This window comes from Steroidobacter gossypii (assembly GCF_016801985.1).
Lineage (GTDB): Bacteria > Pseudomonadota > Gammaproteobacteria > Steroidobacterales > Steroidobacteraceae > Steroidobacter > Steroidobacter gossypii.
On the sequence record NZ_JAEVLS010000002.1, the window covers coordinates 918,507 to 934,671 of the forward strand.

A 16,165-nucleotide genomic window follows, 5' to 3' on the forward strand; every position below is an offset into this window, starting at 1 on the left:
TTTCTGCATGTACCAAATCGCAATCATCGGCGCCGGCCCCGCGGGCCTGAGCGCAGCCGCACGCGCCGCTGCGCGTGATCGACAGGCGAGGCGCAGTAGCCCCAGCTACATACTGCTCGAAGGCTTCAGCGCCCACGCCAAGACCATCCAGCGCTACCAGAAGGGCAAGCATGTGATGGCCGAGCCGGGATTCCTGGATCTGCGCAGCGATCTGGGCTTCGGCGCCGGCAGCCGCGAAAAAATTCTGTCGGCGTGGAGCGACGGTCTCAGCCAGCTCAACGTCAACATTCGATACAACGCCGAGGTGCGCAAGATCGGCGGCGGCAAGGGCGCGTTCTCGATCCAGCTGGTCAGCGGCGAAGTCATCCAGGCCGCCTTCGTGGTGCTGGCCATCGGCCTGGAAGGCAACCCGCGCAAGCTCGGCACGCCCGGCGAGGACCTGGCGCGCGTTCAATATCAGCTGGACGATCCCAAGGAATTCAGCAACGAGACCATCCTGGTGGTGGGCGCGGGCGACTCGGCCATCGAAAACGCGCTGGCGCTGGCCGAGCAGAACGACGTCTGGATCCTGAATCGCGGCAAGGAATTCAGCCGCGCCAAGGATGCGAATCTCAACGCAGTCGTGGCGGCCATCACCGATCCGCGCCGGCGGCTCAATTGTTACTACGAGACCAGCATCAAGAGCGTGACTCAGACCGGCGGGGCGGTGCCGCTCACGGTGGTGATGCAGACGCCCGCGGGCGAGAAGACGGTGCAGTGTCATCGCATCATCGCGCGCCTGGGCGCGATCCCACCGCGCAAGTTCGTGGAGTCGATCGGCATCAAGTTCCCGAACGAGCGGGCGGATGCGATCCCGGCCCTGTCGCGCCACTACGAGAGCAACGTGCCCGGCGTCTACATCATCGGCTCGCTGGCCGGCTTTCCGCTGATCAAGCAGGCGATGAACCAGGGCTACGACGTGGTCGAGTTCATCAACGGCAACGACGTGAAGCCGGCCGATCATCCATTGCTCGAATATCAGTTTTTCGGGCTGCCGTTCGAGCGCACCGTGGACGAGATCGTGGAGCGCTTCCAGACGCTGATCCCGATGTTTCGTGAGATGAATGCGCTCGCATTTCGGGAGCTGGTGATCGAGAGCGATCTGATGGTGGCGTTTCCGCCGGGCGCGGAGTTCGAGGATGCGCGCCGGCGCATGGCGCAGCTGCAGAAGAAGCTCGCCAAGAAAGATCCGCAGCCGCGCATGACCCGCGTCATCCGCGAAGGCGAGGTAATCTATCAGCCCGGTGAGTTCGGCACCTCCTTCTTCACCATCGTGGACGGCGAAGTGCTGCTCGAAGCCACCGGGCCACAGAAGATTCGCACGCGCCTGGGGCGCGGCGAGTTTTTCGGCGAGATGAGTCTGCTCTCCGGCAGGCCGCGTCTGGAAAAGGCCATCGCGGGTCCCGGTTGCATCCTGGTGGAAACGCCGCGCCGGACCATGCTGAAGCTGATGAACTCCAACGAGGAGGTTCGCAGCGGCATCGACTGGATTTTCATCGTGCGCGAGTTGCAGCGGCATTTCGCGCCGTTCGCCTCGCTGAGGGAGCTACGCAACATCGCGACCCGCGTGACGTTGCGAAAGCTCAAGGCGGGCGAAGTGTTGTTTGCGGAAGGCGAGACGGGCGACTCGCTCTTCGTGCTGCGCTCGGGTGCGATCACGTTGCTACGTCGCCAGGGCGAGGCCGACCAGCTCGTCTCGCAGGTTCGCTCCGGCCAGCTGATCGGCGAGATGGCGCTGATGGGCGATCCGATCCGGCGCGAAACCGCCACCGCCAACGTGGCGGCGGAGTTGATCGAGATCAAGCGTCGCGAATTCCTCGAGCTCACACGGCGCGACGACGCACGCCTGGACCCGTTGCAGAAAGATGTGAGTCGGCGCGTGGTCGACAAGGCACGCATGCAAGTGCGGCCCGAAGCGGGCACGCTGATGAACTTCCTGATGGACGAGGGGCTGGGCGAGGCGACCAACGTCCTGGTCATCGACGAGGCGCTGTGCGTCGGTTGTGACAACTGCGAGAAGGCCTGCGCCGAAACGCATCAAGGCGTGTCGCGACTGGATCGCGAGGCCGGCGCCACCTTTGGCAACATTCACATCCCGATTTCCTGCCGGCACTGCGAGCAGCCTCATTGCATGAAGGATTGCCCGCCGAACGCGTTGCGTCGATCGGAAACTGGCGAGGTTTACATCAACGAAACCTGCATCGGCTGCGGCAATTGCGAGGCGAACTGTCCGTACGGCGTGATTCGCATGGTGTACGACGCGCCGAAAAAGCCCGGCCTGGTGTCGTGGATGATCTTCGCCATGGGCAGTGGCCCCGGCGAGCAGCCCGACTACAAGCCCTCGGCCAAGTCCAAGGAAAAAGGCAAGAAGGCCACCAAGTGCGATGCCTGCGTCGGCATCAAGGGCGGCCCGGCGTGCGTGCGCGCCTGCCCGACCGGTGCGGCCATTCGCATCGGTCCGGAGCAGTTCGTCGACCTGGTCGAGGAGCGGAAGCGGTGATTCACCGCAATCTGCTTTCCTATCGCGGAGCCCGCTACCTGTGGTGGTCGCTGGGACTGATCGTGGCTTCCTGCATTTTGTATGTGACGCAGGGCGACGCCCAGCCGCCCAATGGCGGCACCTGGCAAGGCTATGTGCTGGGCACGGTCGGAGCGCTGCTCATCGTGTGGCTCACGCTCCTGGGCATCCGCAAGCGCCGCTACAGCTCCACTATGGGAACGGTGCAAGGCTGGACTTCGGCGCATGTGTATCTGGGCTCGGCGCTGATCGTGGTCGCGACGCTGCATTCGGGACTGCAGATTGGCTGGAATCTGCACACGTTTGCGTATGTGCTCATGTGCGTGGTGATTCTGAGCGGCTTCTTTGGTTTGTACACCTACATGAGTTATCCGCAGCTCATCTCGAAGAATCGCGAGGGTGGAGCGCGAGCCGAGTTGTTTGCGGAGTTGTTCGAGCTGGACCGCAACGCGCGCGCCGTAGCGAGTCGCTGCGCGCCCGATGTGGCGATCGCCGTCGACAGCAGCATCGAACGCACCACGCTGGGCGGCGGGATTTATTCGCAGTTGTTCAGTCGTGACGACTCGTACTTCGTTCGCGGCGCCGGCAAACCCGTGCGCAACACCGACCAGCAGCAAGTCATCGACTTCGTGGGCGCGCGTTTGCCGCGCGCCGCAAAGGGCGCCGAAGCCGCCAACTTGCAACAGCTCATCGTGTTGTTGTGCCGACGGCAGGCGGTGTTGCGCCGAATCCGCCGCGACATTCGTTTGTATGGTTGGCTGAAGATCTGGCTGTACTTCCATGTGCCGGTCACCATCGCGCTGCTCGTGGCGCTGGTGCTGCACATCATCGTGACGTTCTTCTACTGGTAGCGCGGGCTCAAGGATATGGACGCACTACTACGCGAGCTTCGAGAAGGTCCCGACGGGATCGCCGAATACTACGATACCGAGATCTCCAGCAAAGAGCTGACCATCGGCAGCTCCGCCGATCGCAACATCCAGCTGTTGGGCCGTGGCATCGCGGCCGAGCACGCCGTGATCCGCCAGGCCGGCGCACAGCTCGAGCTGGAATGCCGGCGAGGCGAGTACGTGCGCCTCAACGGCAAGAAAAAAGCGACCGCGAGACTCTCCATCGGCGATGTCATCGAGCTGGCGGGGCATCGGCTGCGTATCGCGCAGCCGCCACCGGGATTCTCCGTCGCCATCGAGCTGCAGCCGAACGATCAGATCGACGCCAGCACGTTCGAAAGCGCGTTTCGCACCGACCTGTCGCAGACCTGGCTCGGCAAGCGCACTATGGCGTGGGCAGGTGTGGCCGTGGTGATGCTGTTCGGTTTGATATTGCCATTGATGGTGTACAAGGCGCATCGCGCCGACAATCCCGTGCCCTCGTGGTTTCCTGGCGATGAGTTCTGGAATTCGGGACCGCTGCATCAGGTGCATCAGCAAGCGATCGGCGACCGCTGCGAGACGTGCCACGAGAAGTTGTTCCAACGCGTGCAGGACTCGGCGTGCGAGACCTGTCATCGCACCACGCACGATCACATCATGCCGGCGCGTCTCGCGCTCACCGAGCTCGGGCCGACGCCGCGCTGTGCCACCTGTCATCGCGAACACAACGAACCGCAAACGTTCCTGGTCAACCGCAGCGACAGCAGCTGCATCGATTGCCATGGCAAGCCGCAGCACGGCTTCGGTGAGATCAAGATGGATCCGGTGAACGGGTTCGCTCTCGACCGGCATCCCGAATTCAAAGCGCATCTGCTGGCATCGGTCGCCGGACAGGCGGCGGGACGCGGCTTCAGCTACGACTGGAAGACCGTGGTCGCCGAGTTGGACAAGGCCGTGGAGCAATCCAACCTGAAGTTCTCGCATCGTCAGCATCTCGATCCGAACCGGGTGCTGCGACGTGGCGATAGCAAACCCATGAACTGCGCGGATTGTCACCGCCTCGAGCCGGATGGCGAGCACTTCGAACCGATCACTCAGGAGAAGCAGTGCGCGCAATGTCACGAGCTGACGTTCGATCCGGGCGCGCCCGATCGACAGCTGCCGCATGGCAGGCCGCGCGAAGTGGTGCTCACGTTGCAGGACTACTTCACGCGCAAGTTTTCTGACCCGAACTTCGGTCGCGTCGCCACGCGTGAGCGTCGCCGCTTGCCAGGACAGGATCGGGAAGAGGAGACCTGCGACGGCGAGCCGTTCGACTGCGCCATGCGCAGCGCGAAGAAGGAGATCGAAAGTCAGTTCACACGGCGCGGCTGCGTCGGCTGTCACGCCGTCATCGACACCAAGGTCGCCAATGTGTTCGACCGGTTCCAGGTCGTGCCCATCCGGTTCGCGCGCGACTATTTCCCGGCCAACCGCTTCGACCATCGCAGTCATCAGATTCAGGGAAAGCTGACGGGCGACGACGCGTGCCTGTCGTGTCACGCCGCCAAAAAATCCACCGACAGCAGTGATCTGATGGTGCCCGGAATTGCGAAATGCACGGAGTGTCATGGCGACAAAGCCGCCGCCGAAAGAGTCACCGTGCAATGCGTGAGCTGCCACGAATATCACCCGCGTCAACCCTCGCTGCTGGATGCTATCGGCACGCAGACGAGGAATCGCGAAACCGAAACCGCGCCTCGCGCCGAACTCGCTGGATTATGAAAGACGTTTCCACCCCATCGCGTGCGAGGCGACTGTTGCTGCTGCCGTTCATGGCGGCGCTCCTGGTTGCCTGTTCCGGCGGCTCGTCAGTGACTCCAGACACCGGCACCGACGTGAGCAATCCGGGCTGTAACGGCAGCTGTTTGAACACGGGCTTCAATCTCACCGTCGCCGACGTGCAACAAGTGATCGCGCAGGGCGTGGCTGAAGCGCAGGCCCGCGGCGTGAACGCAACGATCGCGGTCGTGGATCGCGTCGGCAATGTGCTCGCCGTGTATCGCATGGGTGACGCGTCGACACGCTCGGTGACGGTCACGACGTCACCCGCGGGTGACGCGCCGATTTCGGGTGGGCTGGAAGGAATTCGCCTGCCGACGCAGGCGTTGCAGCTGTTCATCGATCATGCCGCCGCCATCGCCAAGGCAGTGACGGGCGCGTATCTGTCTTCGGAAGGCAACGCCTTCTCGACGCGTGTCGCCAGCCAGATCGTACAGGAGAACTTCAACCCGGGTGAACAGCTGCAGCCGGCCGGCCCGCTGTTCGGAGTGCAGTTCAGCTCGCTCGCGTGCTCGGATCTGGTCCGTCAGTTCAACGGCACCGCCCCGAGCATCGGGCCACAACGCACACCGCTGGGATTGTCAGCCGATCCGGGCGGCTTCCCACTGTACAAGGGTGGCACCGTCGTCGGTGGCGTGGGTGTGTTGGCCGATGGTTTCTACACCATCGACAAGAGCATTCTCGACCGCGACGTAGATATCGATGAGGCGATCGCGCTTGCCGCGACATTCGGGTTCAGCGCGCCGGTCGATCGACGCGCCGACCGCATCACGGTCGATGGCAAAATCTTGCGCTTCACCGACGTGGAGTTCGCGGAGCTGAGCACGAACCCGCAGCTGGCGCCGGGTTTCGCATCGCTCGCGCCGACGGTGGGACAGGTGATCCCGGTGTTGGGTTACACCGACGGTGTGATTCGCGACGGCACCGTGTTCGGTCAGCCGGGCTCCGGCATTCGACCCGATGCGGATCAGAATTTCCCAGGACGCGATGCTTTCGTGCTGGTCGATGAGACCAATACGTTGCGTTTTCCGCCGCGCACCGGCACTGACGCCGCTGTGGTCGGTGGGGCAGTGCTTTCCGAGAGCGAAGTTCGCACGTTGTTACAATCAGCACTCGATGTAGCAAATCGCGCGCGTGCGCAGATCCGCCGTCCGACAGGTTCGCAGGCTCGTGTCACGATCTCGGTGGTCGACACTCAAGGTGCGATTCTCGGCATCGCACGCACGCGCGATGCGCCACTGTTCGGCACGGATGTTTCTTTGCAGAAGGCGCGAACGGCAGCGTTCATGTCCTCGAACACAGCTGCGGCGTTCGTCGCCACGCTGCCCGATGCGAAATATCTTGCCACGACCGACGCCGGCGCCAGCGTGGTCCGCGCCATTCCATTGAATAGCTACGTCGCTCAGTTCCAGGCGTTCATGAACAATCCGAATGCCCTGGCGGACGGATCGATCGCGTACACCGATCGCGCGTTCGGCAATCTGGCGCGGCCGTTCTTTCCGGACGGCATCAACTATGAAAACCAGGGGCCGCTGAGCAAGCCCAGGGGCGAGTGGAGTCCGTTCTCCACCGGCATGCAGCTGGATCTGTCGATCAACGCGATCCTGCAACACGTATTGTTCGTCTCCGGCTTGCCGGTGCCCGACGTGGCGCCCGGCTGCGCCGGCGTGCAACTGGCCAACGATCTGAGCAGCGTCGGACAGACCATCGCCGGAGTGCGACTGGGCAACGGCTTGCAGATCTTCCCGGGCAGCGTGCCGATTTATCGTGGCAATACGTTGATCGGTGGCATCGGCGTGTCGGGCGATGGTGTCGATCAGGACGACATGATCGCGTTCCTGGGCTTGCAGAATGCCGGTCAGGCGCTCAATGGCGCGATCAACAATGCGCCCCCCGAGATGCGCGCCGACACGCTGACGCCGATGGGTGTGCGTCTTCGCTACGTGCAGTGTCCGCAAGCGCCGTTCATCGACGTCACGGACGACAACGTGTGTGGAGGGATGTGACGTGAGGAAAAGACGTCGACCACTAACGACCTCGTTGCTGACCCTCAGCACTTTCGTTGTCACTGCCACTGCGTGGTCGACGACGGCGAGTGCGCAGGAAGTTTGCTATCAGGACGACGTCGGGCGCATCGTGAAGCGCCGTCGTCCCGGTTACACGGAAGTGCCTTGTCCGCAGGAGGGCGCCGCGCCTCAAGCGCCGATCCCAAGTGAAGGCGTGCCGCCGCCGGAGACACAGCAGGTCGTGCCCGTGCCCACGCCGCAGCGAGTCGTGCCGTTGCCGCCGCGTGAAGCGCAACCCGACGTGCCAGCTTCCGTTGAAGACACCGGCCGCGCGCCTCGTCGGCGAACGATCGAGCGTGCGCCGCCAGCATCCATTTCGCCAATCCCGCGTCCCGGGCTTGCTGATTTCGTGGACTCGGTGCCCATGCCCGATCGCTGGCGCATCGTCGACACGCTGGGTTACAAGGAACGTTGGTGGGATCCATACAACCGCAACGTGCTGAAAGCGGACAAGCCGGTGGTCGGCGAGGATTGGTTCTTCAATCTCGGCCTGATCTCCGACACCGTGTACGAGCTGCGCGAAGTGCCGACACCCGTGGGCGCGATCTCCACCGATCAGCCGGGCGGCATCGACGTGTTCGGCAGCTTCGATCAATGGTCGATGTCCCAGAACGTCAGCGCCGAGCTGGTCTATTACAAGGGCAACACGGTCTTCAAGCCACCTGACTGGGAATTCCGTGTCACGCCGGTGTTTTCGTACAACTACACCGAGCTGGAAGAAGTGCAGGGCGTGAATGCCGATGCCCGACGCGGCCTGGACCGTGACGACACCTTCGTCGGCTTGCAGGCGGCGTTCGTGGATCGCCACATTCGCAATGTTTCGGACAACTACGATTTCGACAGTTTCCGGATCGGCATCCAGCCGTTCTCGTCGGACTTCCGTGGCTTCTTGTTCCAGGACAATCAGCTTGGCGCGCGCCTGTTCGGCACGCGCGACAACAACAAGTGGCAGTACAACATCGCGTACTTCCGTCGCCTGGAAAAGGACACCAACAGCGGCTTGAACGACGTGGGTGAGACGCCGCGTGAGGATGACGTGTTCGTGGTGAACCTGTATCGGCAGGATTTCCCGGTGCTGGGCTTCACCTCGCAAGCCACGGTGCTCCACAACCGCAATCGCGACGACGAGATTTTCTACAACGCCAACGGTTTCATCGAGCGGCCGTCGTCGCTCGGGCTGGAGAACCTGCGCGAGTACGATGTGACCTATGTCGGTTATAACGGCGACGGTCACTTCGGCCGGCTCAATCTGACGACTTCGGTGTATTACGCGTTCGGCGACGAAACGCCGAGCGTGTTCGTCAACCAGGAGGTGGATATCAGCGCCGTGTTCGCGGCCGCTGAGTTGTCGGTGGATTTCGATTGGATCCGTCCACGCCTGTCGCTGCTCTATGGCAGCGGCGACGACAATCCGTTCGACGACGAGGCCAATGGCTTCGACGCGGTGTTCGAGAATCCACAGTTCGCCGGCGCGGACACCAGCTACTTCATTCGCCAGGCCGTGCCTTTGATCGGCGGCGGCCGGGTGGCGCTGGCGACTCGTAACGGCGTGTTGAACAACTTGCGCTCGTCGAAGGAGCAGGGGCAGTCGAACTTCACCAATCCCGGCGTGCTGCTGGCGGGACTGGGCGTCGACATGGACCTGATGCCGACCCTGCGCGTCTCGCTCAATGCCAACTCGCTGTACTTCGACGATACGGCGGTGCTCGAGGTGGCGCGCAATCAGGGGCCCATCGACAAGCACATCGGCTACGACGTGTCGGCTTCATTGATCTATCGCCCGCTGATGTCGCAGAACATCGTGGTGCGGGCGTCGTACGCGACCCTGATTGCCGGGGATGGCTTCGATGCGCTGTTCCCGGACGAGGATCCGGGCTACTTCCTGCTCAACGCCATTTTCGCCTACTGAGCTTGCGACCCGATGATGCGAAAGATGCCAACAGGGAAACTCGGTCACATCGCCCGCACGGCGGGGCAGGCGCTGCTCGTGCTGTGCGCGTTCAGCGGCGTGGCCTCCGCCGGTTTGTTCGGCAGCGACGAGCCGAAATACGTGACGGCGCCGCCGGCGCCGAAAAGCCAGACCGACGACATGGTGCGAGCCAAGACCGAAGGCTGCCAGACCTGTCACACACAAACTGATTCCAACACCATGCACTTGAACCCGGCGGTGAAGCTGGGTTGCACCGACTGTCACGGCGGCGATGCGAGCGTGCGCCTGGCGCCTGGCGTCACGCGTGGGACCGACGCTTATATGAAGCAGCAAGAGCTCGCTCACGTGCTGCCGCGGTTCCCCAAGGAATGGAACTATCCGTCCAGCGCCAATCCCGAGCGCAGCTACACGTTGCTCAACCGGGAAAGCCCCGAATTCATTCGCTTCATCAATCCCTCCGACTACCGCATCGTGCGCGAGTCGTGCGGCGCCTGTCACATGGAGATCATCGAAGCGACCTCGCGCAGCATGCATACCACGGGCGCGATGCTGTGGGGTGGCGCGGCATATAACAACGGCATCCTGGATTTCAAACAGTACATCCTCGGCGAATCGTACGATCGCGACGGCAAAGGCGTGCTGCTCAAAGGGCCCAAAATCCCCGATCACCTGATCGATCAGGCCGCCATCGCTGGCATCCTGCCGCAGCTGTATCCGCTGCCGTCGTGGGAGACGATCTATCCCGGCGACATCTTCCGCGTGTTCGAACGCGGCGGACGAAACATCGGCAACTTGTTTGCAGAGACGGGCCTGCCGAATGCGCTCGGCCAGCTGCAACGTATCGAGGAGCCGGGGCGGCCGGATTTCCGTCAGTCGAATCGTGGACCGGGCACCGGCGCTCGCATCGCCGTGCCGGTCATCAACATCACCAAGACGCGCTTGAACGACCCGCTGCCGTGGTTCATCGGCACCAACGATCAGCCCGGCGACTATCGCCATTCGGGCTGCGCGTCGTGTCACGTGGTGTATGCGAACGATCGCGACAAGCGTCACTCGAGCATTTACGCCAAGTTCGGCCATGAAGGCCTGACGCGCACCGTCGATCCCACCATCAGCAAAACCGAGCCGGGGCACCCGTTGACTCACACGCTGACGCGCTCCGTGCCGAGCAGCCAGTGCATGGTCTGCCACATGCACCAGCCGAACATGTTCATGAACAGCTTCCTCGGCTACACCATGTGGGACTATGAGTCCGACGCGCCGTTCATGTGGCCCGAGAAGCAGCAGTACCCGGACAGCGAAACGATTCGCAAGGTGCTGGATCGCAATCCGGAGGGCGCGGCCACGCGCGGCAAATGGGCGGATGTGGAGTTCCTGAAGCAGGTGTCCGAGTTGAATCCGCAGCTCAAGGATACGCAGTTCGCGGACTATCACGGTCACGGCTGGAACTTCCGTGCGGTGTTCAAGCGCGATCGTAAGGGCAATCTGCTCGACGCCAACAATCGCATCGTGAGCGATGACGATCCGCAGAAGTTCAAGAAGGCGGTGCACATGTCGTCCATCCACGTGGATGTCGGCATGCAGTGCGTAGACTGCCACTTCGCGCAAGATAATCACGGCAATGGCTACATCTACGGTGAAGTCGCCGCTGCGGTGGAGATCGACTGTAAGGACTGCCACGGCACCGCGTTGCAACTGCCGAATCTCTACACGTCGGGCCCGGCCGCATTGGGCGGCGGCGTCGACATGACCACGCTGCGTACGCCGGACGGTCGGCGTCGCTTCGAATGGGTGGGCGATACGTTGTATCAGCGCTCGATGATGGAGCCCGGTGTCGAGTGGCGCATGAGCCTGGTCAAGCGCACCGTCGATCCGAAAAGCGCCGAGTACAACCCGAAGGCGGCGCGCGCCAAGCTGATGAGCAAGAACACCACGACGCAGGTCTGGGGCAAGGGTGTGGGAGCCAACGAGCTCGCCCACGCCGACGAGAACGTCGAGTGTTACATGTGCCATACCTCGTGGACCACGAGCTGCGGCGGCTGTCACTTGCCGATCGAGGCGAACGCCAAGACCACGCGCAATCACTACGAGGGCGGCGAAACCCGCAACTTCGCCACCTACAATCCGCAGGTGGCGCGCGATGAGATGTTCCTGCTGGGCCGTCGCGAGCCGGCCGCTGGCGGCAAGATCGCTCCCGTGCGATCGAGCTCGGCGCTGGTGCTGTCGTCGACCAATGCCAACCGCGAAAAGATCTATATCCAGCAGCCGCCCATCGCGGCGAGCGGCTACAGCTCACAGGCGTTCAATCCTCACTATCCGCACACCGAGCGCAAGACCGAGACCAAGACCTGCAGCGACTGTCACTTGTCGAAGGAAAACGACAACAACGCCATCATGGCGCAGTTGCTGGCGCAGGGAACCAACTTCATCAACTTCGTCGGCTACAACGCATACGTCGGCGGCGCCGGTCAGATCAGCGCCGTAACTGTGACCGAGTGGGATGAGCCGCAGGCCGTCATCGGCAGCTATCTGCACCGATACGCCTATCCCGACTGGTTCAACAAGCACAACGACAAAGGCCGCGAGCTGCAGAATGGTTACAGCCACAACGCAGGTGAGGTGCGCTGTCTGCAACTGCGCGGCGAGTATCTGTATGTGGCCGAAGGCCGCGGTGGCCTGCAGGTGTACGACGTTGCGAGCCAGGGCAACAAGGGCGTGTCGCAACGCCTGATCACGGCGCCCTTCAGTCCGCTGGGTCACGATACCCAGGTCAATACCAAAGATGCGACCTGCGTGGCGCTGCCGACCAACCAGCCGATTCATCCGCCGCGGAATCAGGGCGAGAAGATGCGCGTGGCGAATATGGAGCAGCCATTTCATCCGCTCTACAACTACGCGTATGTCACCGACTCGAAGGAAGGATTGATCCTGGTCGACGTCAACACCATGGCCGACGGCGAGCCGCGCAATAACTTCCTCAAGCGTGCGGTGACGTGGAATCCGGGCGGCGTACTCAATGGCGCGCGGCACATTACGGTCGGCGGCTACTATCTGTACATCACCACCGACAAGGGGCTGGCGATCGTCAGTGTCGATGATCCGCTGAAGCCGATGATGGTTGCGGAAGTGCCGCTCCAGAACGCGCACTCGTCGGCGTTGCAGTTCCGCTATCTGTTCGTGACCGATGCGGAAGGCCTGAAGACCATCGACGTGACCGACCCCAGAGCGCCGCGACTGGTGCCGAACAACACCATCCGCATGAAGAACGCGCAGCGTGTGTTCGTGGCGCGAACCTACGCGTACGTGGCGGCGGGCAGCGATGGCGTCGTGATCGTGGACGTCGAACGTCCGGAGCGAATGTTCGAATATCAGCGCTTCAGCGCGGGCGGCAAGATCACCGATGCACGCGACGTGATCGTCGCGACCACCAACGCTTCTCTGTTCATGTATGTCGCCGATGGCGAGAACGGACTGAAGGTCGTGCAGCTCACCTCGCCGGCTTCGCAGCCCAAGTTCTACGGCTTCAGTCCCGAGCCCAAGCCGGAGCTGATCGCGATGTATGAAACGAGCAAGCCCGCGCTGAGCCTGTCCAAGGGGCTGGAGCGCGACCGCGGCGTCGACGAGACGGGCGGGCAGATCGCGGTGTTCGGCCGGCGCGGCTCGCGTCCGTTGAGTCTCGAAGAGATGCGCAAGCTGTTCCTGAACGACAATGGGCAGCCCTGGTACGTCAGCGATCAGGTGGAACAGCAGATGTCTCGGCAGTAACGGGTCTCGGAGAACTCTATGGGACGGAGGCGAGGCGCCTTCTCGAAAACAAGAGCGCTGTGGCTGATGGTGGCCTTGGGAGCGAGCGTACCGGCGCTCGCGCTCGAGCCGGGTATTGCCGATTACAAACACATGGGAGTGGCGAGCTGCGCCACCAGCGTCTGCCACGGCAAGCTTGCTCCGCAGTCAGATAAAGACGTGGCGTTGAACGAGTATCGGATCTGGCAGCAGGAAGACCGGCACGCGCAGGCCTATCGCACTCTCGAACTGCCGGAGTCCAGGCGCATTGCCGCCAATCTGGGCTTGCCGAATGCGACGGCGGCGAAGATCTGCCTGGATTGCCATGCGGACAATGTGCCCTCGGACAAGCGCGGCCCGAAGTTTCAGATCAGCGACGGCGTGGGCTGCGAGGCCTGCCATGGCGGCTCGGAAAAATGGCTGGAGAGTCACGCAGCGGAGAACGCGACCCACAAAGACAACCTGGCGCGCGGCATGTATCCCACCGAACAGCCGTTGCGACGTGTTCAGGTGTGCCTGGGATGTCACCTCGGTACCAAGGATCAATTCGCCACGCATGCCATCATGGGCGCCGGTCATCCGCGGCTGAGCTTCGAGCTGGAGGCCTACACCACCAATCAACCGGCGCATTTCATCGTCGACGAAGACTACGATCGGCGCAAGGGCAAGATCGAAGGCATGAACCTGTGGGTCACCGGCCAGCTCGAAACCACGCGCCGCTACCTGTCGCTGTTGCAAACAAACATGTTCCATGGCGGCGGCATGTTCCCGGAGCTGGCGTTCTACGACTGCCACAGCTGCCATCATCCGATGGACAAGATCCGCTGGAATTCCGCGCGCGCCGGCGCCGGCATCAAGCCGGGATCGGTGCGTTTGCAGACCCAGAATCTCATCGTGTTGCAAGCCCTCATGGACACCTTCGAGCCGACCGCGACCAAACAACTCGCGGAGCTGACCAACGCGCTGATTCGCGCCGGGCAGCGCGATCGCGCCGCGGTGAACGAGGCTGCCAAGGCGTTGCTGAACTGGCTGGCGCCGCGCGATGCGCTCGCTCGAAAACAATATTCGAGCGCGGACGTGATTAAGATGCGCAAGACGCTCGCACGTTACGCAGCCAGCGACAAAGCCGGCGATTACGCGGCCGCGGAGCAGATCGTGCTGGGCCTGGAGAGCCTGAGCTATACGATCGGCGATCGCGCCAGCAAAAAAGCAGCGCTGGATGCGCTGTACAACGCGGTCAAGAACGACAACACGTTCAGCCCGCAACAGTTCGCTGCTGCCGCGGCCAACGCGCAGCGCTCTTTCTGAACGAGCCTCACCGTGCGCTTCAGAGCAACCCACAAACGATTCTCGGGTCGCACCCATCCCGGCCGCCGCGACGGGCCCAACGAAGACGTGGTCGGTTGGGACGAGGCGAGCAACTTCTGGTTCGTGGCCGACGGCATGGGCGGCCACGCCAGCGGCGATGTCGCCAGCCGGGTCGTGAAAGAAACATTGCTCGGCGAAGGGTTGACGCTGCCGCTGGTCGAGGCGATCCGCAAGGCGCACGAGACGGTGGCCGCGACCGCCAAGACCAACACCGCCTACGACAACATGGGCTCGACGGTGGTGGCGACGCGCATCGGTGAGCGAAAGGCGGAGATCGCCTGGGTGGGCGACAGCAGGGCCTATCTCTGGCGAGATGGCTCGCTGAGCGCAATCACGCGCGATCATTCCTATCTGGAAGTGCTGCGGACGCAGGAGAACCTTTCTGAAGAGCAGTTGCGCGGCCATCCGAATCGAAATCTGGTGACGCGTACCCTGGGGATCGGCACGCCGGAGCCTTCCGTCGCGACGCTGGCGCTGCAGCGGCGGGATTGGTTGCTCCTGTGCAGCGACGGGCTCAACGACGAGTTGGAGGATCGGGAGATCGCCGAGGTGTTGCGCACCCATCCGCAGCCGGAGCGGGCCACCGAGGCGTTGATCGAAGCGGCGCTGGCCAAGGGCGGGCGGGACAACGTCAGCGCCCTGGTGGTGGAATATGACGGCCCGAGCGCGAGCGACTTTTCGAGCGCGGGGTCGCAGAAACTCCGGGCAATGTTACCTATTATCGGCGGCATGGCGGCGGCTACGCTGGTGGCAGTCATGTGGTGGTGGTTCTATGGTCGCTGAGTCCAACGCAGTCCTGATAAAAGTCGGCAACAGTCGCGAGATCGCGCTGAAGCCGGAGACCGTGCTGGGCCGTCAGGCCGAGTGCGACGTATTGCTCACCGAAGGCCATGCTTCGCGCCGGCACGCCAAGGTGCTGCTGGCCGAGGGCAGCTATTGGCTGGAAGATCTGGGCTCCTCCAACGGCACCTTTCTCAACGGCAAGCGCATCACCGGCCGGGTGCGTATCGCGTCCGGCGATCGGTTGCGTTTCGATGTGGAGGAGTTTGATTTTCGAATCCACTCGCAGGCGCCGGTGGCACGAACGCTGCCCACGGTCGCTCGAGAGGAGGCGACCGCCTATCGCGCTCCCGAGTCGGCTGCCGTCGTGGCCGAGAGCAGCGGCGTGTTCAAGCGGCCTGGCGCGTGGGCGGATCCGGATGCGCTCGGCGACGGCGGCGTCAACAAGACCCAGTTCATCGATCCGGCGCAGATGAAACAGATGGCGAGCGCCTCGCCCATCCTCGCCAATCCGAGCGCGGTCGACGGCCCGCATCTGCAGGTGGTGTCCGGCAGCCGGGCAGGATTGAACATTCGTCTCGCGGTGGGCGATTCGGGCAATGCCGAGTGGACCATCGGCAGTCAGGCCGATCGCGAGGTGCAGTTCATGGACAGCGGCGTGTCGGCGTTGCACGCCAAGATCGTCAACGAAGGCGAGCGCTGGAAGGTGCTCGATCAGATGTCCGCCAACGGCACGTTCGTGAATGGCAAACGCGCCAATGTGAGCTATCTCGCCTCGGGCGATCGTGTGCGCTTCGGCCCGGTCGAATGCGTGTTCCATACCGACGGCAGCGGCGCGGCACGAATCACGGCCTCGCAACGGATGCTCGACCCCGGCCTCGGCGAGGGCGAGGAAACCAAGGGCAGGAGCCTGGTGGTCGCGACCATCGCCTTCCTGGCGACCATTGCCGTGCTGTTCGTGGTCTACAAGTTCCTGTTGTCGAAGTAG

General features: G+C 63.0%; 9 protein-coding genes. All 9 read left to right on the forward strand.

All coding sequences use genetic code 11. The features are described 5' to 3' along the window. Positions 1-7: 7 nt before the first annotated feature. From JM946_RS11230 to JM946_RS11270, 9 genes are read left to right on the forward strand one after another with little or no spacing between them, the layout of a single operon-like run. On the forward strand, positions 8-2,539 hold the full coding sequence (locus JM946_RS11230) for a cyclic nucleotide-binding domain-containing protein (RefSeq protein WP_203167375.1): 2,532 nt from the start codon (positions 8-10) through the stop codon (positions 2,537-2,539). Beyond that, positions 2,536-3,408, forward strand: coding sequence for a hypothetical protein (locus tag JM946_RS11235; RefSeq protein ID WP_203167376.1), 873 nt, complete (start codon positions 2,536-2,538; stop codon positions 3,406-3,408). The genes JM946_RS11230 and JM946_RS11235 overlap by 4 nt, the downstream gene beginning before the upstream one ends. A gap of 15 nt (positions 3,409-3,423) precedes the next feature. After that, entirely contained in the window at positions 3,424-5,193 is a 1,770-nt protein-coding gene (locus tag JM946_RS11240) for a cytochrome c3 family protein (RefSeq protein ID WP_203167377.1), read from the forward strand. Next, positions 5,190-7,256, forward strand: a complete 2,067-nt coding sequence (locus JM946_RS11245) for a heme-binding protein (RefSeq protein WP_218042756.1) — start codon at positions 5,190-5,192, stop codon at positions 7,254-7,256. The genes JM946_RS11240 and JM946_RS11245 overlap by 4 nt, the downstream gene beginning before the upstream one ends. Before the next feature lies 1 nt (position 7,257). Beyond that, positions 7,258-9,225, forward strand: coding sequence for a hypothetical protein (locus JM946_RS11250; protein ID WP_203167379.1), 1,968 nt, complete (start codon positions 7,258-7,260; stop codon positions 9,223-9,225). Positions 9,226-9,249: 24 nt separating this feature from the next. Further along, entirely contained in the window at positions 9,250-13,011 is a 3,762-nt protein-coding gene (locus tag JM946_RS11255; RefSeq protein ID WP_203167380.1) for an LVIVD repeat-containing protein, read from the forward strand. A gap of 18 nt (positions 13,012-13,029) precedes the next feature. Continuing rightward, positions 13,030-14,337, forward strand: coding sequence for a multiheme c-type cytochrome (locus tag JM946_RS11260; RefSeq protein WP_203167381.1), 1,308 nt, complete (start codon positions 13,030-13,032; stop codon positions 14,335-14,337). A gap of 12 nt (positions 14,338-14,349) precedes the next feature. After that, the gene (locus tag JM946_RS11265; RefSeq protein ID WP_203167382.1) at positions 14,350-15,180 is read left to right on the forward strand and encodes a PP2C family protein-serine/threonine phosphatase; all 831 of its coding nucleotides are present in this window, start codon (positions 14,350-14,352) and stop codon (positions 15,178-15,180) included. Then, on the forward strand, positions 15,170-16,165 hold the full coding sequence (locus JM946_RS11270) for an FHA domain-containing protein (protein WP_203167383.1): 996 nt from the start codon (positions 15,170-15,172) through the stop codon (positions 16,163-16,165). The genes JM946_RS11265 and JM946_RS11270 overlap by 11 nt, the downstream gene beginning before the upstream one ends.